Here is a 19897-nt window from a genome sequence, read left to right on the forward strand (position 1 = left end):
TCTAACCTCTCAGAGAAAACGGCGCGGTTTTCAGTCCGAAGAAGCTAGGGCGAGCGCGCAAAAGGTTTGTGAGTTGCGGCGTTGCGGAGAGCGCGGCGATGTCCATAGCCGGCCCACCGCCCGAGCCGGTGATTTGAAAGGCCGCCTCTTTCGCCGCCGGCGCGGGATCTGCGCTCGCGGTGACGCCGGCAGGGACCGCAGCGGCAGGAGCCGGCGCCGCGGCCGGCCGAGGCCCAGCCATCGACATTGGAGCTCCGCCGCCGCCCATCTTGCGATCCGCCCAGGCCGCAACGTCGCCGGCGGTCATGCGCGCCAGGAAGGGATTTGCCTTCACCGCCGCCGCACCCATGATCGCGCCCGCCGGCGTATTCGGATCAGCGTTAAGCAGACCGACCGCGCCTTTCGGGCCGGCGAAATGCGCGAGATAGGTTGTCCCAGGCGTGACAGGGAGTCCGGCGCCGCGTAGGATGCCGGCGTTATCCGCCGCATAGGCGTCCGTCATTTCCCGAGACAGGTCTTTGTTGGTCCGCAGCGCCAAAAGTTCGTCACGAGACCCGGTAATGTCCGGACGATGCTTCGCGAGCATGGCAAGCCAAGTGCCCTCGATAAACTGGCCGGCGCCGAGCGCGGACGAATTCGGGTTCTTTGCGTTCGCGTCGCCCCCGCTTTCCACAGAAAAAATTCGATCCGAAAGGCTCATATGCCGCGCCCCTTAATCCTCGTCTGCATCGTCGTTTTTGCCGTCGCCATGCTTGGTGTCCGGTTCCTCGCGCACGGCATCGTTGACAATTTCGGCGCCCTCGCCGGCTTCGCGGTGATTGCCCTCATGATCGGCGCCGCCCATTTGGCCGATCGCCGTCAACGTCCCCGCCCCTGATTGACCGCCGGCAGCGCGCCTTGCGATAGCAGGCCGAGCCCCTTGGAATAGCGCGGGTCGATCGGCCGCTTTGCTTGCGGCCCATAGAACAATTCCGTTGCCTTCCGCGCCGCGTTCTTTTCCGCGACCTTGGCCGCCCCCTTGTCGACCGCAAACGCGATCGCCGCGCCAGGAAGCCCGCCGCCGGAGAAGCCGAGCAGCGGCAGCAACGAAGCCCGCGCGCCGTTCGCGATCTTCGCCAGCATCGGAGCCGTTCCGCTTGGGTTTGTCGTCCCCTTAACCGGGATCATCTGTTTGTAGACGCTCGCAAGCTGGCTCATCAGCTCCAATTCGCGAGCCGAGAACAGCACCTTGGACAGTTGCGCGCCGCTCCCGTTCAGGAATTCGTGCAGCCGTTGCGACAAGGCTTGAGCCTCGAACGGAATTTTGCCCTCGCCGGCGTTCGTCAGCTTCTCCCACACGCCTTGACGGAGCGCCGTCCAGCCCTCCGGCGAAAGCCGCTTTTTCAGATCCGCGGCGATCAGCGGCGCATTGACGCCGCTTCCCTTGCCGGTCGCGCCCATCAAATCGTTGATGATCTTGTTGGCAGACGCCGGCGGCGAACCGTCCGCGCCGCTGTAGCGGCGAACAGCGGCCGCGGCCGCGCCAGGTTCAACCGCTTCCGGCGTTGCGACGTTGCGAAGCCGATCGGCATAGCGCACGAGTTGGGCGCGTTCTGCCTGGTCGAACACGGTATGAGCCAGCATCCGGCCCTTTGTGCCGTTCAGGAATTCATCAATGCGCGTCGCCACCGCGGCCGGCTCGCCGTCCGTCAGATGCGCGAAAATCCCCTGTTTGTAGGTCGCGAACTCATCCGAGTTTCGGCCGAAAATCCGCTCTATCCGTTGCGCGATTTGCACCGGCATTTGCCCGCCCGGCGCCGAGCCGGAGCCATAGGCGAGCTTTACGATTTCGTCCGGCGTTGCCCGCGTGTCGGAGAATTTCCCCAGGATTTTTTCAACGGCCGCCCCGATCGTGTCGCCGGCGCCGCGCTTGGCGAACTTCTGTTTGTAGTCGGCAAAGGCCGCCCGCGCTTCCTCCTGCATCCGGAGCACCGCCGGGCCGTCGCCAGCGAATTTGCCATCAGCGACCATTTGCCGAACGCGTGCGTCGAAGGCGTCCTGGATCGCCTCGAGCGCGTGGAGATCCGCGCCCGAGCCGCCCGCCATCATTGCGCGCCGCGCGTCACCGTACAGCGTCGAGAGCTGCTTTCGCACCTGTTCAACGTCGCGCATGGTGAAGCCGGAGCCGGCCGCCGGCGCTTCCGCCGCCGGCGCCGCGGGCCGATCGCCGGGGAAGTCGGAGGCGCGCGGCACCGCGTTATCTTCCATTTCCAGTTGGCGAAAGGCCCGCTCTACCGCGTCGTCGGCAGAAGCGCCCTCATCCGCCATCAATTTAACGGCGCGCTGCCTCACGTCGCTGCCAAGTTCACCGTAGCCGGCGGCGTTCAAGTCCTCTTCAATGCCGCGCATGTGCGCGTCGAATTCGTGTTGCTCGCGCTCCGAACGCGCGCGGGCCTCGCGCTTGCCAACGTGGCCTTCGAAGCCGGCCGGGAAACGCTTTTGGCCGCGCATTTCCGCGTCGATCGCGTCGAGCAGATCGTTGACGGTCGACGTTCCGTTGTGGTTTCCGTGCAGATAGCCGGCTTCCTCCGCCGCCTCGCGCGCATAATCGAGCGGCCAGCCGCCTTGCCGAACCAGCTTGCGACGCCCGACGCCCTCAACGTTGACCGTGTGGCCGAGCCCGCCGATCGCCTCTAGTTCGGCATCCGGCCCAAGGCCGCCCTTTGAGGCGAGGAATTCGAGCAGGCTTTGCGCCTTTGGCGCCGCAGGAGCCGGCGCCGGCGCAGCCGCCGCCTTTTGCCGATCGTAAGCCGCTGCAACGTCATCGCCGAACTTCGCGCGAATGTCCGCGAGGTTTCGCGCGTGCTCATCGGCCGCGGCCGCCGGAGCGCCAGGAACGGCCGGCGCCGGCCGTGCGCCAGGACCGACCGCGTTCAGATTGTGGTCAATGACTTGCAGCGCGTGCAGCGACTTCGGAGTGTTGACGGCATCCAGCGACACCGGGTTTTCACCGGCGCGCAATGCGGCGTCGACATCGTTACGGAAGCCCGCCGCAGAGCCCGGCGCGAACTCGCCGGGCGCTTCCGCGACCTGCCGATACTTTCCGCGGTAGTCCGCGCGCGCCGCATTACGGGCCGCCGCAAAGCGATCCGACAGCATTTCCGCCGCGTCGACCGGAGCGGCCGCGCGAATTTGCCCGCCGCCGATCGCGCGCGCCATGTCGACGCGCTGTTGCGCCGGCGACATTTCGCCCGCGTGCACGCCGGCCGCCGAGGCTTGCCGCGCCTGTTCCGCCGCGATCAATTCCGAGGCGATCTTTTCCGCCGCGTCGTTCGGCGCGGTTCGCGCACTGGCGCCGGTCGGATCGAGCAAGGCCGCCAGATTGTCCCGCGCCTCGCCCACCCGAGCGTCCTGCAAATCCTTGAAGCCCTGCGCTTGCACTTGCGCCGCCTCACCGCGGCCGCCGCGCAACAAAATCTGCTCTTCCGCCGACAGCGCCGGGTTTTGCGTCACCTGAGACTGTGACAACGGGATTTCGACGTCGCCGACCTTGGCGCTGGCTTGCGGCACCGGCGCCGGAGCCGGCCGTACGCGATCGGCGACCGCCGCAACCACCTTTCCGACGCCCTTTCCGACCGGGCCGGCCGCGCCGCCGACAATGCCGCCGATCGCCGCCGCCGGCGCGACGTCGTGACCGCGCACCGCCGCGTCAGCACCGGACACCGCCGCGCCCGAGATTGCGCCGCGCGTTGCCATTTCGCGCATCGTCCCGGTAATGCCGAACGCTTTCGGAGCCGCTGCCATAACCGGCGCCATCGAAGCGACACCGCCGGCGAGCTGCGCCGCCGTGTCGACAACAGGATGTTCGGCCGAAAATTTCTTGTCGGCGCCTTCCTGGTCGCGGAGCGAATTCGCGTAACGCTCCTGAAACGTTTCGCCCTTCAATTGATCTTCCGGAGCGAAGAAGCGGTTGAGCGCCGGCGCGAGCGCCGCGTTCGTCGCGGCATCCAGCTTATTCAAGAGCCCGCCGACGATCGGAACGCCGGTCGCGGCCGAGCGCACAACGTTGTTGACCGTCACCGGCGCCGCTTCCGGAGCCGGAGCAGCCGCCGGCGCCGCCGGCTTGGCGCCGATCGAGGCCGCGATTTCTTCGACGGTCGCGTTTTGCTGGTCCGGCGAGAGCTTCAAGAACTCATCGCCGACCGTCACCGATTTATCGCCGATCGTAAGAACGGGCATTTATTGAACGCTCCAAGTAATGCCGCTGGACGTCTTGCCGGTTGCCGCGCCAGCCGTGGGCGGCTTGAAGCCGGGGCCCGCCTCGCGCCTCATTGTCTCAATCAAATTCGCGCGCAGAGCGGCCTTTTGCCGGACGACTTCCGGACCCTCGCCAGGCTGCGGGAAGAAGGTTTTTTCGGCGCGCACATATTCGGGCGTGCCGATCGCCGCGCCGGAGACGTCGCGAAGATGCGCGCCAATGAACGCTTCCTTTGCCGCCTTGTATTTCTGATATTCGGGCGATTGCAGATAGGCGCCGCCCATCGGCAAATTGTCAGTGAGCCGGCCCCAGACGTTTTGCCCCTGAGCTTCAACGTTCTTGATGACCTTTTCAGCGTCCGTCGCGATCGTGGTGAACTTGCCGGCTTTGCCCTGCGCTTCCGTGCCCTTGCCGGTTGCCGCGTCCGCGTTCGCTTCGGTAATTCGCTTGATGAACGCCTTGCGATCAACGCCCGGCGGGATCTGTATCCGCTCCCCGCCCGGCCCGGTCACAAAATCGCCCGCGCTCGAGCCGGAGCCGCCCGCGGCCGCGCCCTGGATCGGCCGCAACGTGCCGTCGACCTGGTTCTGTTGCATGAACGTCTTGCGGCCTTGATCGTCCTCGCCGGTCTGCACGACGGTCCAGCGGTCTTTGCCGTAATAGTTATCAATCAACGCTTTCATCAGCGCCGGATTGTAGCGCGCGGCCTGCACTTCCTCCGGCGTGGCACCCTTCGCCAGCAGCGCGCGCGCCGACATGCTGTTTTGCTCCGCCGCGATCGAGCTGGGATCCGTGTTTTGTCCGGTCACGAGCGCGCCGAGGCCGCCCATAAGCGCGCCGATCGGACCGGCCGACATATTGCCCATAAAACCGCGCGTGGCCTTCATCAGCCGATCGCCAGCACCGCCGCCGTTGCCGGCAAGAGAGAACGGCGCCGGAGAAGAAGGCGCGCCACGAGCCACGGCAGGCGCGGCAGAAGGCGCCGCGGCCGGTTCGGCCGGAGCACCGCCGCGAAATGCCGGCATCTGATAATCGCCCACCGGAATGAAATCGTCCGGCGCGCGGTCGCGGTTCACCGACGAAACTTCCGTCGACCGCGGCGCAGGCTGTTGCGTCACCGGGCCGGCAGCGAACGGCACCGGCCTTGCTCCGCCGGCGAACGGCGAAGGCGCGGGAGCCGGCGCGATATCGGCCGGGCTAACGTTCATCGAGCCAGGACCGGCGAAACCGAACGGCACAGCACCGGCGCCGAACGGAGCCGGCGCCGCTTCCGGCGCCGGAGCGTGCGAGGCAGCGCGGAAACGCCGCGCCAGGACCGACGCGGCCGCCTCGCGGGCCTGTTGCGCCTGGTCCGCTTCCGCGTTCAGCGAAGATGGATAGAGCGCGCCCCACGAAGCCGGGATATTCGCCGCCGTAGTCGGCGCCGGATCGGGCTTCGACAGGCCGGGACCGTTCGAAACCGGCCCGCCTGCCGTCATCGGGTCGCCGCCCTGCGGATACACCACCGGGAGCGGAGCTCCGCGCGGGCCGGCCGGCCACGCTGCGTTGTCAAACGGGCTCGCCTGATTTGCGTCCGTGATCGGAAGCCGATCGGGATAAAGCAGGCTCCAAGGCCCGCCGGCTTGCCCCGTCAGAAGATCAAGAATGCCCGCCATTTAAGACGCTCCAAAGCTGATATTGCCCTTCGGCCACAGCGAGCCGAGGCCGCTTGCGATCAACGCGAACTGTTGCGCGCCGCTCATCTGCGTCTCGCCTTCCGAGTGGCCGGTATTGGTGCCGAACTGCGCCGCGATCGGCGCGATTGAGCCGAGCAGTGTTGCATATTGCGACGCCGGGATGCCGAAGCGCTGCGCTTCCGCCCGGAGAGCGGCGTTCGCGCCGTAATTGCTTGCGTCGATCGCATCGCCGGCCGTACCAACGCCACTGGTGAAATTCGCGTTCGCCTTGGCCTGGTTGTCGTTCAGGATGCCGTAAGTCGTATTTCCCGCGCCATAGAGCGCGGTTGCGGCGTTCATCGCGCGATCCGTGTCCGCGTTGTACTGCGCGGCGATCACTGGCGCCGTTCCCGCTGCGATGCCTCGCGCGAGCGCCTGCATGTTGCCGGGCGAGCCGTCGCGGCCGGCGGCCGCCCAGGCGCCGTTAACCTGGTCCGTGACGTCCGTTCGGATCTGGTCGAGCTGCGCTTTCAGCCCCGGATTGTTGCCGATGTTTGCGCCGCTCGCCGTCTGCCCGAGGATGCCTTTTGACAGCGTGTCGAGGTTTGCCGTAATCGCCGGGTCGTATTTGGTCGCGCCGCCGCCATTGAGTAGGCCGAGCGTTCCGGACGTGATCGCCGGCGAAAAGGTCGCGCCCGCCTTGGCCGCGTTCGCCTCGATCGCGTCCAGCGCGCCCGACGTTTTGTAGCTCAAACCGGCCTGCGGGACCATGCTGGTAATCCCGCTCAAAATGCCCTGCAAAGCCGGGTTCGCCGGATCATACGGCGCAAGCTGCTGCGTTTGCGTTTGCGTGGTTTTGCTAGTGCCACCCATTACAGGGCCCTCTCGAGAACGACGTTTTTCGCCTGATACTGTTTCAAGAGGCGCAGCCAGCCTTTACGGCCGAATAGCCTGATCTTCGCCGCGCCCTCGGCCTTGGCCCACCGTTCGATTGCGGCCAGATGGTCGAACCAACGCGACATATTCGAGCCGCCGCAAGCGGTGATGATGCAAACCAAGTTGCGATCTGTCCGGACAAGCTTCGCGACGAGCGCGGCTTCGATTTCGGCAACGGGCACGCCGGGGCAAGCCGCCACCCACAGCACCGCGCCGCCCTGCAAAACATCGCGCTCAAGGTCAGCGGTGTGGCTCAGATCGGTACGGAGATAGGCCGCGCGCAGCCGATCGGCGACAAGCGGCCAGATCGCGGGAACGTCTTTCGGATGAACACAGATGAGGCTAGCCGAGGCAGACATAGAAAAAGGACCGGTCGGTTTGAGCGTTGTTCGCGTGGGTGATCGTGAACGACTGTTTCCCAACCGAGTTAATGAACGTTGTGGCGAGCGCCGCCGCGGCATTTGCCGTTCTCGGGAACAAGAAAACCGCACTCTGCGGCGCGCAGTTTTCAGCCGAAATCGTCGTGGACGTCGCGCCGGCAGCGAGCGTCACGGAGCCGGTGGCGTTCGAGCGGCCCGCCGCGAGCTGTTGCAGCGCGAGGGCATATTTCGCGAGTTCTTTTTCGTTCGTCGCCGGAAGAAAAACCGTCATCGTTTACCCGTCGCTTTGAGGTCCGCCGGCTCCACCCCGTTTATGAAGGTCCACACCGCGCCGGCCGGAATTCGGCACTTGAACCGGGAGTAGCGAGTGTCAACGCGCATGTTGCAGATGCCGGTTTTCGCGTTCACCAGGCTTTCGGAGCCGGCCGCGACAGCCTGTTGCAGGTTTTCGCGGCGCGAGGCCGAGCCGTAGACCGCCGTCGCATCCGACACCGGCCGGAAACCGACCTTCATTTTGACGCGCCGGCCGTCCGTGCCCTGCTCCGCAGTTTCCAGCGTCGCTTCCAAATTTGGACCGCGGAAGAAGTTCAGCAGATGCGAGCCGTCGAACGCGGCCAGCTCCGGCACAATCGCCGATTGAAAGCTATCGAGCGATTGCGTCATGGCATCGAGGCTTCCGCCCGGCGCGAGCGCGTCGAGGGCTTCAAGCGTGATACCTGGTTGCGCCATGCTGAAAACGAACTCGCCGGAGACGCGCAGCGGCGTGAAGCGGTCTAGCACCGGATCATAGCAAAGCGCTTTGTCGAACTGGTTTACCGAGCCGTTCACCGATTTGTAGAACCACAGGACGCGCGAGGAACGCGGGTCGGCGACTCCAAGGAAGAGTTGCAGGTTCGCGGCATCCAAATCCTTGAAAAAGGTCCGGTCGACCCGCTCGCGGCCGATCGGCACCGGGACGCCGCCCGGGTCGATCTTGTGAAAGCCCTTGAGCGAATAGAAAAACACCGTGGGTCCCGAGCGGATGAGGCTATAAGGCCCATACAGTCCCAGCTCTTCCGCGATTTTTTCAATCTGGAAAACGCGCGGATCGCCCGGCAAATAGATCATCCGCCGAACGACCGTATCTTGCAGCAGAACGCCACTTTCGCCGCCCGCGATGCCACGGCAAATGCCCCCGTCGACCAAATCTTGCTCGTCGCTCGAATTGATGCCGGCCGTCCAGGAATTCGGCCCGTTGACGTCATTCAGTCCGGACCACTTAACCCGGCCGGGATTGTTCAGAAGGCCGGTCAGCACCGCGAATTTACCGACGATGCCGATATAGCGCGCCTGCGGCGGGTTGCCCGCCAGATCCGCGAATGCCGAGGACGTCGTAATGTCAAACACCTGCGGCGCGACGTTGACTTGAACCGCGATCACCAGGTTATTGAATTTTGCGAACTGCCATTGATCCGCGGTCGGGATAGCGGCGTAAGGCCCACCACCCTTGGAGACCTTCGACCATCCGTAGGTGGTGTTGTTCAGCAAGTAGAGGTCCGTCGCGGTCGCCGCGAACACAACGACCGAACCGTCGTTCTTGTACGCGGCCAGAGCGCCGCGACATTGCAGGCCAAGCGATTGCGATATCGCAGCCAAGCTGGGGAAAGGCCCATAACCGTCGCCGCGCGGGACTACATTTAACAGGCTTTGGCTGTTCCTCGCCTGATAGTCGGAAACGTCCGGCCGATATTCTCCAAATGGGACAATTGCCATTACCAGCACGTCCCGCGAATTCGGCCCGTCGCCGCGCGCCCCGAGGTTTTGTAGGCGAGGCGATCGGCGAGCGGCTGGATTTGAACCTGCATCCGCTGCATGCCCTCCGTGTCCTCGATCACGTTGGTATAGAGCAGCAATTTCGCGTGGCAGCGGATCAACTGTTCAGCGTCGTTCGTCCAGGCGTTGCTATCAGTGTCGTTGACCAGCGCCGGAAGCTTGAAGTGCATGTGCGGCCGCATGGTGTAGACCGCGACCGGGACCGGCCAGAGCAATATTTGGCTATCCGTGTAGCAGTAGGCGACCGGCCGGCCGGCGCCGGTCATCGAGCCTTGCAGCCACTCGAATTCGTCCACCTCGTACTTATCGAGCTCTAACGGCCGCGTGCCGTCGAACAGGAACAGCGTATCCAGCGAAATGATGTCCGGGATTTCGGCGAGCGCCGCGGCACCGTAAGCCACCTGCCCGATTACGGTCGAAAAGGTCTTGGAGCGCGTGACGTTGAAGTAGAGACGCAACGTTTCGTAATGGTCAACTGCGTCGCCGACCGCGCTTTTGATTTCGTCCGCCAGATCGTCGCGCGTCAGGTCCGCTGCGATCCGGTTTCGGAGGTCGAGAAACGTCTTTGCCATCTGCCACCGTCACAGCCGGAGAAGCGAGCGCCAGCGCGGCTTCCGTCGCCAGCATATGGACGGAAGGCGGCGCCGGTTGCTCGAGAACCAGCGCCGCCCCCGCGAAGTGCAGCCAGATATCCACCGGCGTTACAGGTCGTTGTCGACCACGTATTTGACGATGACGGTGGCCTTGCCCGCGGTCGCGGCGGTGCCGGTCTGAGTGTACTTCACGTACACGTCGGTATCGGCGGCCAGCGGGCCGAGGAAGGTCGACGTCGGCTTGATGTTCTGCGTCAGGCCCGTGGCGGTTTCGTCGACGTCACCGGCGGCCACGATTTCATTGAAATTCGTGCCGCCGCCGACAGTGAGAACGTTCGTGGTACCCGCGTTGAACGCGGTAGCGTTGTGAACGTCGGTGCCGACGATGATCGCGCCTTTCGGCAAGGTCTGCTTTTTGACGCCGGCGGCAATGCCGGCATCGTTGTAGTTCACCAGGAAGCGCAGATAGTGAACCTGCTGCTCCCGGTACTGCCGGGCGGAAGTGCCTTTGGTGTTGGTCGCCATTTTTTGCCTCTTCGTAGCTTTTGAGAGGCCGCCCGCGAAGCGCCTTGCTTCGCGGGACTTACGCCCTCACGGTTTCAGGGACGGTTGAGGGCTTACGCCTTCTTCGCCGCGTAGGTCGTGGCGACCCAGACGCCGAAGTCCTCGCTGTTGAACACGCTTTTTTTGATGCCCCAGACGGTTTGCCCGGAAACGCCAAGCTCGCGTTCGTAGTCGAACAGCTCTTCAATCCATTTGAAGTGAGAGCCCTTCGAAAACTCCTTGCCGAAACCGACAACGCCAGCCTGCGCACCGCAGAACACGGCGCGGCGGGTGTTCGCCTGCACCGCACCAGCATTGGAAATGCCGTTCGTGATGCGATTCCACTTGTGCAGAACCACGTTGTTGTACTCGCCGAGCGCGCCGGTATAGATCGGCGATTTCGAGGCGGCGCCACCGGCGAGAGCGGCCTTCTGGATGTCGAGCCACTGGCCGGCATCGGTGGAGGTCCGCATCGCGGTCACCTGATAGTCGTGCAGGAAGCCGAGATACTTCTTTTCGCCGTTGACCATGATGGGGCGGATCATTGGCGAAGCGGTGCCGGCGGCTTCAACGAAAGCGTCGATGATATCGAGCTTGAAAAACTTCGTGTTGTCGCCGTTGATCGTCGCGTCATCGGTCGCGCCGCCGGGCCGATAGATACGATTGGTGGACGGTGCCGTCACCGTGTTGTTGCCGGTATAGCGACCATCGGTCGCCAGCGTATTGCCGCACAGATGGTTTGCCATGCAGGTATCAAACCGGTTGGAAAACCAGTCGTTCAGGCCGTCCTTGGCCTCGCTGCGGAGGTTGAACGGCACGCGCTGCGCATCGATCGTGTTTTTGTTGCGGACGCGGACCGCATGGGCAAGCTCGTTGATCTTGAACTTGTCCGAATAGGTCGAAAGCGCCTCTTCGTTGCCCTGCAAAACCTGCCCTTCGGTGGTGCCGTCGCCTTCCAGCTGGACACGCAAGCCGATGGTCAGTTCGTCGCCGGCCGACTTTTCGAAGTCGGTCTTGACCTGGATCATGTTGGACGAGCCCTCGCCCATGAACCGGCCAAAATAGGTCTGCTTCAACGCTTCGAGGTTGAGCTTTTTTGCCCAAAGCTTGTTGGACAGGGCGTCATTCACGCCATAGGAAGTCACAGACATCTTTTGATGCCTCCAAAGGTGAAAATCGGGGTGCTGTGGGTTGACCGCGAAACGCTGCGATCGAGCGCAACACCGAGATTTCCCGCCTTCGGTGGAGGCGTAGCGCTGTGACGGGCGCCAGGCGAAAACGGGATTGGTTAAGGCTCCCGCGGGCCCTTACTCAGTTCACACTCACGCGGCGTTAGCCGCCAAAAATTCTCCGAGCCTTCGCCGGGTTCTTTTCGCACCAGGCTTCGAACTCTTCCGCCGGCATGGCAATCAATGCTTCCGCCGTCATTTCCTGATCGCCCGAGCTTCCGCCCGTATTGGACAGGCTCTTATGTGCCGCCTGCCCGCGTTCGATCGTCGCCAACTTCTCGGCCGCTGCCTTCTCGGCATCCCCGCTGGGATTGGCGGCCGCTGCTTTCTTGTAACCCCGCTGATTTGCCAGACTGTAAATCAGTTCCGCCGGGCTCTTGCCGCGCTCGAACGCCATCTGAGCAATGGCGAATTCATCGGCGATCAACGCTTGATGTAACGTTTCAGGCGTTTCATAGCCGATCGCCCGCAACTCGGCGGCGCGCGAATTCAGAAGGAAGTCATAGGCCACCTTGAAATCCGGCGTGGTTTTCTCGAACTCGTTGCAAGCCTTCGTGTAGTTATCCACAAAAGTCTTTTGTTCGGCCGCCGCCTTGTCGTTGGCTTCCTTCGCCGCCTTTTCGTCCGCCTGCCGCTTTTCCATTTGCGCGACGGTTTCGCCGATGTGTCGGACGGCGCCGAAAATATCATCTTCGACGGATGGCGGCGCCGCCGGTGCTTGCGGATCTTGCTCGCCACCGGCAAGCTTGAGCTTGTCGATAATCGAGAACTTGCCGCGAAATTCGGCTAGCTGCCGATCCTGCTCCGCAAGCCTGGTCGCCAGCTCTTTGCGGGCTTTCTTCTCTTCCAGGAACGTTGCAAGCGGGACGTGATCGTTTTTCGGCGCGTCAGGCTGCTTGCCCGTAGCGCCGGCGGGATTTCCCTCGCCGCCTTCGCTTCCGCCAGCTCCACCGCCGGCATCCGCGCCACCTTCGCCACCGGCCGGAATTTCGCTTTCGCCGCCGCTCGAGAAAAAAGCCTCTTCCTCCGCCGAGAGTGACGGGAGGCCGCCGGACTCGACGGGCGTTGATACTGCTGCTGCTCCTGTTGACATGCTTGCTTGCCTTCTGCCGGCCCTGCCGGCTCAGAAAACGCGGAAACCGCCGCGCGCGGAAATCCGGCTTCGCCGGAATTGGTCCGCGTCCGGATTAACCGCACTCAGCAAGCAAGAAGTAACAGCGCCTCTTCATCCCGCCGGCGGCGCATCTTTGCCGCCTCAGCCGCAGCCGCCGCCAGGCGTTCGTTTTGAACGGCCGCCAGATCCACCGCCGGCGCCGGCGGCGCGATCGGCGAGGCCCGTAGAGGCTCGAACCGCGGAACGGTCCGCCGGTCGATCGGCACGCCCGGCACCTTGCGCGTAATCGCGGCAAGTTGCTTCGCGCGCTCGAGCTCTAACAGATAGTGCCCAATGCCACCCTGTTGAAACTCGTAATCAAAGCCGGTTCGGATCAGCGGCGCGTCGTTGCCGGTAAAGACGAAAGCGCCGGGGTCCGCGTCCTCGTTCAGCGCTTCGTCGGGGTCAATGCCGGTGAGCGTGAACGTTCCGACCGCGGCGGATAGCGTCCGGCCGAGCGTCGCGGTTTGGAGCGATAGCGTAAAGGAGCCAGGTGCCGCGATCTCGCGGATATTGAAGGTTGCGGCACCGGCGAGCGTGAAGGCGCCGACGTTCGCCGCCTCCGTGATCTTGAACGTCGCCGCCACGCCGGCAAAGGCGAAGGCGCCAGCGGCCGCCGGCATAACGATATTCGTGACGCCGCCTTGCTGGATTTGCCCGAGGGCGAGCCGCCCGATCGCATCAAAGCCGAGAAGAGACATACCAGCCCGCTACGTTCCGTAGTGTTCGGTTACTTGAATGAAACCAGAACCGCCCGCACCGCCCGCTGCGCCGCTCGTGCCTGCCGTGCCGGCCGTTCCGCCCGCACCAACTGCATAGGAATAGGTCGCGGCCGGTGAGTTGATGATCGCGCGGACAAATCCACCCGCGCCACCGCCACCGCCACCGTTAACGGTCGTATTGACGCCGCCGCCACCGCCGCCAGAGCCTGTATTGGCCGCCGCCGCAACGCCAGCGCCCGCGCCAGCCGCGCCGCCTGCACCAGCGCCACCATAAGGTGAATTTGCGCCAAAGCCGCCAGCCGTCGCATTCAGGCCAGAACCGTTTCCACCCGAGGCTCCGGCCTTGTTGACGAAGCCGCCTGATGGCGTACCACCCGCACCGCCCGCTGCACCCGTTGCACCGGAGGCCGTGCCGCTCGATAGCAACGGACCCGTGCCCCATGTCGTAGCACCGCCGTTGCCACCGTTGCCCGGCGTCGTGCCAGAACCGGCACCGCCGCCGCCGCCGCCAACAAGTTCGATCTCAATCCAGAGGCAGTTGGCCGGCGTCGTATAGGTGCCCGAACCGGACGTAAAAACCTGCGTGGTTGGAAGCGTGCGGCGCGCCGGCGGAAACATATCTTCAGCAAGCGCAACAATCGCGACTTGCGGCGCGGCGGAGAAGTTGATTTTCGCCGTAGTGCCAGACGAATTGAAAAGCACCGTCGTTCGAGTTAGAACGCCGGTCCCGCTGCTATAGGTGCCAGTCCCGATTTCCCATTGCGACAGATCGGCGCTTTCGGCGCGATAGCTGTATTGCGCGCCGTTGACTGCACCGGCGGCCGAGGGCGATTGATACCCGGTGACCGCGCTCGAATAGGTCCAATCCGTAGTACCGCCCGCGGTCGGATTGAAGCGGCAAACGTTGATGAGGGATGAAGCAGCCATTAGCCGATCGTGAACACGCCGTTGGTGGTGTCGAGTTGGACGGTAAAGCTGTTTCCGTTCGTCAGGTTCACTTCCGCGCCATAGTCCCACCAACCGATCAGCGGATCGGCCGGCGACGTCGGCGTGTCGTCATAGAGCGCGGCGTATCGGAATTGAGCGATGTTGCCGCCCGACGCGGTGAATACGACGGGCACCAGGACGAGCTTCCACACGCCGCCGGTTTGCGACCAGGACGTGAAGGCAGCCGCACCACCGCCCGCGGTGTAGCCGTTGCCGGCCGCGATTTCGGTCAGGTTCGCCTTGACGCTGTTGGTTGCGACCGGCGCGACGTCCGTCAGCATGACCTTCAGCGCGTCCGTGTTCAGATTGATGACCTTGCTTCCGAGGTCGCCGATAAAGGAATTGAATTTGTTGAAAGCCGCCACTTATTGAGCCCCCATTGGTGCGATCCCGACGATTTCGCCGGCCTCGTTGCGGATCAGTTGTTTCGGAGTGTTCATCGCAGATGCGAGCTGCGCCATGTCACGCCGCATTTCCTGCATGAAGCCGAGGATCAGCGCGGCCGTGTCTACGCCGGCGCCGGGCGCGGCCGGCATCGGCTGGCCGTCCGGCCCGGTTGCCGGAGCCTGAGAAGCGGTCAGCGCCTTTATCAGCGCGTCGCTCTGCGCCTTTTCGCGCTCAATCTCGATCGAGGCTTTCGCCTCTTCGCGCATCGCCTGGATTTTCGCGTCAGACGCGGCCTTGTCGTTCGCCATTTTCGCCTGAGCCTTGTCGTTCTCGAGCTTCAATTCAGCGTCGCGCTTTTGCTGTTCCGGGTCCGGTTGGTCCTGCGACTGCTTGATGCTGTCCCCGATGTCCTTTTGCGCGGAGGTCGGGAGCGGCGAATACTTGAGCAGCGCCAGCCAGGTTGCCGGCGGAAGCATCTTGCCGATGACGGGCAAGAGCTGTTGCAGGATGGCCCAAGTCTGTTCTTTCTGGTTGGCCGAGGTCGGGCTTTCGTCGACGATGACCTCGTATTGGGTCATGCCGGCATCGGCCTGCTGTTTGATGAGCGGCACGAATTGCGCTTCTTCGGGCCCCTCAATTTTGATCAATCGACCGTCCGAAAGATAGTGCTGGATCAGGTACAGCATTAGCCGGCCCTGCTCTTTCCGGTAGCGCCGGAGGCTATCGAACAGCGGTTGCAGGATCGTCAAGGCCGATTGCTTGCGCTGCAAATCGAGGCTCGCGGCCTGCGATCCGGACTGCTGCATACCGAGGATTTCGACATTGACGCCGGAGACGTCGCGAAGCGACTGGTTCGCGTACTGCATCAGCTCGAAAGAGCCGGCCGGAAACTGTGAAACCGGCTTTGCGATGAATTTCGGGTTGGTCCCGGAGAGCGCGCCGCCCTTGAGGAACGTCACCTGGTCTTGATGCGCCCACGAGGCTTCGCCTTGCGCGTCATTGTCGAAGAACTGGCCCTTTTCGACGGCAATTCCGCCCTTCGCCGTCGTGTTCATGATGTGCATCGTCTGCGACATCCACTTGTTCGACCAGCGGGCCGGATCCTTCATCGCGCGGACGATGCCGAAAAACGTGTTCTTGTTCCGGTCGCGCTTGCCGGTCATGCACTTGAACGAAAAATGGTCCTTGCAAGGCGCGTCGCCGACCTCGAGCAGCACGTTTCCGAGGTAGGCTTGTCGGTAAACCTTGCGCGTCGTCTTGGTGAAGCGCAGATCACCGCCGACCAGCTTCGCTTTCTTGCGCAGCTCGCCGAATTCGTCGGCGCCGAGCGTCAGAATGTTGCCTGGGTTGGTCGGATCGATCACCAGATAGGCCGGGACGCGCTCCCACCACTGGATACGGACCAGCGTGACGCACTTGTCGTCGCCGTCCTTGTCGTCGCCGGTGTTTTCGTCCTTGTCGTAGCTTTTGCCGTCCTCGTGGTGCGGTTCCTCGCCGTCCTTGTCGTCTCCGATCCAGGAGGCGTTATAGTCGGCATCATCAAAGGGCCGATCGGGATCCCCCGGACACAGCGCGCGGGCCTCTTCGATCGGGACATCGCGCCGGATATGCGCCACGCGCCGCGCGTCGACCAGGTTGCGCTTTTTGGCGCCGCTGTCCCAGACCATTTCCAGCGGGTCGGTCCGGTCAATCTTCGGGTCGCCCTCCGGGTTGTCCTCGTAGTCCAACCGGGTTTCGGTCCAGCCCATGCCGCACACAACCATGTCGCGGAAGGCGTCGCTTTCCTCATCTTCCGCGTCGCATTGCTGGCGAAACCACTTCGCCGCCGCCGTCAGCAGCTCGTTGACCTTCACCGCGCCTTCTTGGCGCGGGATATATCGCACTTCCTGCCGGTTGCCGACTTCCTGACCGGCGACGCTGTCGACCGTCGTTCCGACGCGGTTAAAGATGACGATCGGGCGTTTTGCATCCTGCAAAATCGCCTTATCTTCCTCGTTGAGCTGTTCGCCGGCTTCAAAGTCGAAATCTTCGCGGGCCTCGCGGCGCCAATTGACTTGGCCCTTGCTGTTGCGATCGGTTTTCACCCAGCGCTTGAGCCTGGAAAAGAGCGCTTCCGCGTCCGCGACCTTCTCGCCGGCGTCGCTTCCGCCCTGATAGCTGTCCGCGTCGTTGAGCATTCAAACCAATCCCTGAATGACGGCCCGGGCCGCCCGAATTGGCGGCCTGGGAGTTTTCGCGCGCGGGTTATTCCGATTTGGCGTGCTTCGCGGCTTGCCCGATCTGGTAGGGCATCCAGTGATAACGGCCAGGCGTGTGGATGGGATTGCCGTCCCCGTCGGCGCGCTCATCCTCGACCGAGGTCGAAGTGACCCAATAATCATCGGTCCCGTCGAGTATCACTTTCAGATTGACGGCGCTTTCGGGCGTGTTGCCCCAAACAGCGACAATCATGGCCGGGACGACCTGATCAGCCTCCACCCGGTTGCCGATATGGACTTGTGCGCCGTTGCTCTTCCAGCGGTGATAGTCGATGCAGCGCGCGGCATCATCGCGCCGCTTGTTGATCTGCTCAGCCTGCCAGGCGGCGAGCGTGAAATAGACAATGCGGCCGATCGTCGGGACAATTTTGGTCATGGAGCATCCAGGTTTGAGAGTTTCGGATGCTTCGGACCTACACCGGCGCCGGAAATGATTTATCCGCCAGCGGATCATGCTATGGTCGACCTGCTCGAACGTAGCTCAGTGGATAGAGCGCGAGACCGCGGCACCGGCCAACGTGACGACCGGAGCTCATGTCACGAGGCCGGCGGTTCGATCCCGCCCGTTCGAGCGCCTTCCCTATGCGCTTTGCCACGATCCGCCACCGCTCGATCGCCGGCCGCGGTACCGCTCCGGCGGAGGCGGAGCGCCGTCCGGTTGATCGTAATGGATGCACATCAGGCCGAAGGCATCGGCGCCGTGCGAGCTCCAATCGTGGTTCGGCCCGAGGCCGATGTTCCGGTCATCGTTCGACTTCTTTTCGTGATACCAGCCGAGCGCGTCACGGCCTGGTTCGGTAGTCTCAGCATTGAAGAAGATACGAGGGAAATGCCGCCGCGCCGTCTCAATGCGGGCCATAGCCGCGCCCGCGCCCTGGTTCGGCACCACGAACACGTCAAAGCCGGCTTCCCTGATTGCGCTCTCATAGGACGTCGCAAAAACCTTATCGCCGTGCGCGCCGTCATGCGGGAGGATCACCCACGCCTTGCCCCAGCCTCGAGAGCGCAGCCAATCGACGTGGACGGAGAGCGGCTGACCCTGCGCCTCGTAATAGTCCAGGACGTTGATTTTCTGCCCGACGAATTGCGCGATCCAGATTGAAACCGCGTCCGCTCGAGCTCCGGTCCCGCCTATGTCGAAATAGGCGCGGATCTGCATCAGCGGATCGCGCGGAACGAAGGTGATCCGGTTTTGCGCCTTGGCCAGCGCCATCGACTTCGCGTAATAGGCGCCCTCGACCACCGTTCGAAAGCCGCCTTCCCATACCCAATCGTATTGATCGGGCCGGTTCGCTAGGTCATCGAGCCGCGTCCGGTTCAGGATCTTGGGAAAGAACGGGTTATCCCGCCAATTTAGCTGGATGATTTTCGAGCCGGCCGGCGGCTTTTCTCGAAAGCGAATATGCGTCGCGCTTTTCTTGCGATCGGGGTTCCACGTCACCCATATTTCGGCGCCCTCTTCGCGCACGGTCGGGATTGTGACCGCCCACCCGTTTTCGCTGACCGGTTCGGCCTCATCGACCCAAAGCAGCAGGATCCGCGCTTTCGATTTGATGCTTTCCAGGTTGTGCCGCAGGCCAGCAAAGACGAACGAAATCCGCCGGCATTTGGTCCGGATATAGGTTTCGCCGACGTCGAAGAAATCCGCCAGCCAGCTTTCCGAGGCAATGGCCGCCTTCACTTCCGCAAACGAACTATCGGCGAGCGAGTTCATGAACTCGCGGCCGCATAGAATGATCCCCTCGCGGCCTTCCATTGCCCACATCATCGCGCGGACCGCCGCCATCTTGGCGAACGATCGCGTTTTGGCCGAGCCGCGGCCACCATAGGCGCCGCGAAACATGGCTTCCCCGGTAAAGACCGGGACGAGCTTGGGAGGAAGGAGCAATTGAGGGACGGTCACGCCTATTCCATCGCCTCGATATCGTCGCCGATCCGCTCGAGCTGTTGCGCGCAGGCTTCCAGTTCGTTGCCGATCCGGTTAAGAGCCGCACACGCGAACAGCAGGCAGAGGCCCAGGAAGATTTCCCACATCAGCGCTGACGCAACAGGGCGGTGCCGCCAGCCCAGATAACGCCAGCGACCGCCGCAACAAAGAAGGCCGTCGCAGCTACCGGCTTGTCAGCCAGGGTAAGAATGGTCGAAGCAGCCACAAACGTTGCGTTGACAGTATGAGCATTCAGCATCGTTACACCCCCGTTTCAGAAACGTTTCAGTTGGTGACGGCTAGCCCGTCACCAGCCCATTTTCGACGCGCAGCGAACCGCGCTCGATTTGCCGAAGGCGCCTTGCAACTGCGCGCTTGCCATTTAGGCCGGCTTCCGCGTTGCGCGCCGAGTAGCCCGAGCGTTTGCGCGCCCGATCCATCTGGCGATTGTCGCGCATTGCTTGATCGTAAATGCCCAACTGCACAAGCTTGCCAAGCAACGCATCCGCAGCGAATGCCAGAGCCGAGGTTCCGGCCGCCGTCATCAGGTTCGCAAAGTGCCGGGCTGATTTCGCCGCCGGCGCCGGCCGTCTCATAGGTCCGTGCATCGTTTCTTCCCTTCCGTTGTGGTGTGGTTAGTGTGGTGTGGTTACGCCCCCGCCAGGAATGCCGCGCGGCGTTCGCGCAGCGTCACGACCTCCGGCGCCTCGCGCTCGCCGGCCATCAGCTTGCGCAACCTCGCCTTGCCCGCGGCAGGGATCGCCCAGCCGCCCGAGCCCCATTCGGTACGGACCTCGACGCCGACTTTCTCGAGCGCCTTTCGGACCTTGACCATCTGGACGTCAATCAACTTGATTTCAGGCTGATCGCAGTCCGGCCGAGCGCCAAACAGCACGGTATGAAGCGCCGTCCTGGTCGCGACCGATCGCCGGAGCATGAACCCGACCATTTCGCATTGCTGCGGCGTGGCATCTAGAACCGTCAGTAGCCGCGACACATCGTCATTGCCAACGCCTAGAAGCGCTTCCAACTCTGCTACGCGGTCCTGCAATCGTTGTTCTAGACTGCTCACCCTTGC

General features: G+C 63.4%; 21 protein-coding genes and 1 tRNA gene. 1 reads left to right on the forward strand and 21 read right to left on the reverse strand.

From position 1 onward, the window contains the following. Position 1 precedes the first annotated feature (1 nt). The 17 genes from J6524_RS04785 to J6524_RS04865 form a co-directional block, all read right to left on the reverse strand. Positions 2-700: a lysozyme family protein gene (locus J6524_RS04785; RefSeq protein ID WP_225669186.1), complete on the reverse strand. Its 699-nt coding sequence runs from the start codon at positions 698-700 to the stop codon at positions 2-4. 12 nt (positions 701-712) lie between these two features. After that, positions 713-862, reverse strand: a complete 150-nt coding sequence (locus J6524_RS04790; RefSeq protein ID WP_225669187.1) for a hypothetical protein — start codon at positions 860-862, stop codon at positions 713-715. Next, entirely contained in the window at positions 859-4218 is a 3360-nt protein-coding gene (locus J6524_RS04795) for a hypothetical protein (RefSeq protein ID WP_225669188.1), read from the reverse strand. The genes J6524_RS04790 and J6524_RS04795 overlap by 4 nt, the downstream gene beginning before the upstream one ends. Continuing rightward, positions 4219-5892 (reverse strand): hypothetical protein, encoded by a 1674-nt coding sequence (locus J6524_RS04800; protein WP_225669189.1) that lies wholly within the window; start codon positions 5890-5892, stop codon positions 4219-4221. Then, positions 5893-6765, reverse strand: coding sequence for a tail fiber domain-containing protein (locus J6524_RS04805; protein WP_225669190.1), 873 nt, complete (start codon positions 6763-6765; stop codon positions 5893-5895). After that, entirely contained in the window at positions 6765-7187 is a 423-nt protein-coding gene (locus J6524_RS04810; protein WP_225669191.1) for a hypothetical protein, read from the reverse strand. The genes J6524_RS04805 and J6524_RS04810 overlap by 1 nt, the downstream gene beginning before the upstream one ends. Further along, the gene (locus tag J6524_RS04815; protein WP_225669192.1) at positions 7171-7479 is read right to left on the reverse strand and encodes a hypothetical protein; all 309 of its coding nucleotides are present in this window, start codon (positions 7477-7479) and stop codon (positions 7171-7173) included. The genes J6524_RS04810 and J6524_RS04815 overlap by 17 nt, the downstream gene beginning before the upstream one ends. After that, positions 7476-8960: a hypothetical protein gene (locus tag J6524_RS04820; protein WP_225669331.1), complete on the reverse strand. Its 1485-nt coding sequence runs from the start codon at positions 8958-8960 to the stop codon at positions 7476-7478. Before J6524_RS04820 ends, J6524_RS04815 begins: the two co-directional genes overlap by 4 nt. Continuing rightward, on the reverse strand, positions 8960-9592 hold the full coding sequence (locus J6524_RS04825) for a phage adaptor protein (RefSeq protein ID WP_225669193.1): 633 nt from the start codon (positions 9590-9592) through the stop codon (positions 8960-8962). The genes J6524_RS04820 and J6524_RS04825 overlap by 1 nt, the downstream gene beginning before the upstream one ends. A 129-nt stretch (positions 9593-9721) precedes the next feature. Continuing rightward, positions 9722-10138, reverse strand: coding sequence for a hypothetical protein (locus J6524_RS04830; protein WP_225669194.1), 417 nt, complete (start codon positions 10136-10138; stop codon positions 9722-9724). Positions 10139-10230: 92 nt separating this feature from the next. Further along, on the reverse strand, positions 10231-11307 hold the full coding sequence (locus tag J6524_RS04835; RefSeq protein WP_225669195.1) for a N4-gp56 family major capsid protein: 1077 nt from the start codon (positions 11305-11307) through the stop codon (positions 10231-10233). A 181-nt stretch (positions 11308-11488) separates the two neighbouring features. Beyond that, positions 11489-12028, reverse strand: coding sequence for a hypothetical protein (locus J6524_RS04840; protein WP_225669196.1), 540 nt, complete (start codon positions 12026-12028; stop codon positions 11489-11491). Between the two features lie 554 nt (positions 12029-12582). Next, entirely contained in the window at positions 12583-13239 is a 657-nt protein-coding gene (locus J6524_RS04845; protein ID WP_225669197.1) for a hypothetical protein, read from the reverse strand. Between the two features lie 9 nt (positions 13240-13248). Continuing rightward, positions 13249-14187: a hypothetical protein gene (locus tag J6524_RS04850; protein ID WP_225669198.1), complete on the reverse strand. Its 939-nt coding sequence runs from the start codon at positions 14185-14187 to the stop codon at positions 13249-13251. Next, a complete protein-coding gene (locus J6524_RS04855) occupies positions 14187-14612 on the reverse strand; it encodes a hypothetical protein (protein WP_225669199.1) in 426 nt (141 codons plus the stop codon). The genes J6524_RS04850 and J6524_RS04855 overlap by 1 nt, the downstream gene beginning before the upstream one ends. Beyond that, positions 14613-16811: a portal protein gene (locus J6524_RS04860; RefSeq protein WP_225669200.1), complete on the reverse strand. Its 2199-nt coding sequence runs from the start codon at positions 16809-16811 to the stop codon at positions 14613-14615. It lies immediately after the preceding gene. Between the two features lie 67 nt (positions 16812-16878). Beyond that, positions 16879-17268 carry a hypothetical protein gene (locus J6524_RS04865; protein WP_225669201.1) on the reverse strand — a complete coding sequence of 130 codons (390 nt, stop codon included), beginning with the start codon at positions 17266-17268 and terminating at the stop codon, positions 16879-16881. A 94-nt stretch (positions 17269-17362) separates the two neighbouring features. Here J6524_RS04865 and J6524_RS04870 point away from each other — a divergent pair. Continuing rightward, positions 17363-17464, forward strand: a tRNA-OTHER gene (locus J6524_RS04870). 8 nt (positions 17465-17472) lie between these two features. Here J6524_RS04870 and J6524_RS04875 read toward each other — a convergent pair. The 4 genes from J6524_RS04875 to J6524_RS04885 all read right to left on the reverse strand — a co-directional run bounded on the left by J6524_RS04875 (position 17473) and on the right by J6524_RS04885 (position 19891). Continuing rightward, positions 17473-18795 (reverse strand): PBSX family phage terminase large subunit, encoded by a 1323-nt coding sequence (locus tag J6524_RS04875; RefSeq protein ID WP_225669202.1) that lies wholly within the window; start codon positions 18793-18795, stop codon positions 17473-17475. A 2-nt stretch (positions 18796-18797) separates the two neighbouring features. Beyond that, positions 18798-18926 (reverse strand): hypothetical protein, encoded by a 129-nt coding sequence (locus tag J6524_RS37290; RefSeq protein WP_283843231.1) that lies wholly within the window; start codon positions 18924-18926, stop codon positions 18798-18800. A 192-nt stretch (positions 18927-19118) separates the two neighbouring features. Continuing rightward, entirely contained in the window at positions 19119-19427 is a 309-nt protein-coding gene (locus tag J6524_RS04880; protein ID WP_225669203.1) for a hypothetical protein, read from the reverse strand. 41 nt (positions 19428-19468) lie between these two features. Continuing rightward, the gene (locus J6524_RS04885) at positions 19469-19891 is read right to left on the reverse strand and encodes a hypothetical protein (protein ID WP_225669204.1); all 423 of its coding nucleotides are present in this window, start codon (positions 19889-19891) and stop codon (positions 19469-19471) included. Positions 19892-19897 lie beyond the last annotated feature (6 nt).

The organism is Bradyrhizobium hereditatis, from assembly GCF_020329435.1.
Taxonomy (GTDB): Bacteria; Pseudomonadota; Alphaproteobacteria; order Rhizobiales; family Xanthobacteraceae; genus Bradyrhizobium; species Bradyrhizobium hereditatis.

Coding starts and splice junctions, on each gene's coding strand:
- J6524_RS04785 (WP_225669186.1), bottom strand. CDS start 700: ATGAGCCTTTCGGATCGAATTTTTTCTGTGGAAAGCGGGGGCGACGCG.
- J6524_RS04795 (WP_225669188.1), bottom strand. CDS start 4,218: ATGCCCGTTCTTACGATCGGCGATAAATCGGTGACGGTCGGCGATGAG.
- J6524_RS04800 (WP_225669189.1), bottom strand. CDS start 5,892: ATGGCGGGCATTCTTGATCTTCTGACGGGGCAAGCCGGCGGGCCTTGG.
- J6524_RS04805 (WP_225669190.1), bottom strand. CDS start 6,765: ATGGGTGGCACTAGCAAAACCACGCAAACGCAAACGCAGCAGCTTGCG.
- J6524_RS04810 (WP_225669191.1), bottom strand. CDS start 7,187: ATGTCTGCCTCGGCTAGCCTCATCTGTGTTCATCCGAAAGACGTTCCC.
- J6524_RS04815 (WP_225669192.1), bottom strand. CDS start 7,479: ATGACGGTTTTTCTTCCGGCGACGAACGAAAAAGAACTCGCGAAATAT.
- J6524_RS04820 (WP_225669331.1), bottom strand. CDS start 8,960: ATGGCAATTGTCCCATTTGGAGAATATCGGCCGGACGTTTCCGACTAT.
- J6524_RS04825 (WP_225669193.1), bottom strand. CDS start 9,592: ATGGCAAAGACGTTTCTCGACCTCCGAAACCGGATCGCAGCGGACCTG.
- J6524_RS04830 (WP_225669194.1), bottom strand. CDS start 10,138: ATGGCGACCAACACCAAAGGCACTTCCGCCCGGCAGTACCGGGAGCAG.
- J6524_RS04835 (WP_225669195.1), bottom strand. CDS start 11,307: ATGTCTGTGACTTCCTATGGCGTGAATGACGCCCTGTCCAACAAGCTT.
- J6524_RS04840 (WP_225669196.1), bottom strand. CDS start 12,028: ATGGAAAAGCGGCAGGCGGACGAAAAGGCGGCGAAGGAAGCCAACGAC.
- J6524_RS04845 (WP_225669197.1), bottom strand. CDS start 13,239: ATGTCTCTTCTCGGCTTTGATGCGATCGGGCGGCTCGCCCTCGGGCAA.
- J6524_RS04850 (WP_225669198.1), bottom strand. CDS start 14,187: ATGGCTGCTTCATCCCTCATCAACGTTTGCCGCTTCAATCCGACCGCG.
- J6524_RS04860 (WP_225669200.1), bottom strand. CDS start 16,811: ATGCTCAACGACGCGGACAGCTATCAGGGCGGAAGCGACGCCGGCGAG.
- J6524_RS04865 (WP_225669201.1), bottom strand. CDS start 17,268: ATGACCAAAATTGTCCCGACGATCGGCCGCATTGTCTATTTCACGCTC.
- J6524_RS37290 (WP_283843231.1), bottom strand. CDS start 18,926: ATGTGGGAAATCTTCCTGGGCCTCTGCCTGCTGTTCGCGTGTGCGGCT.
- J6524_RS04880 (WP_225669203.1), bottom strand. CDS start 19,427: ATGCACGGACCTATGAGACGGCCGGCGCCGGCGGCGAAATCAGCCCGG.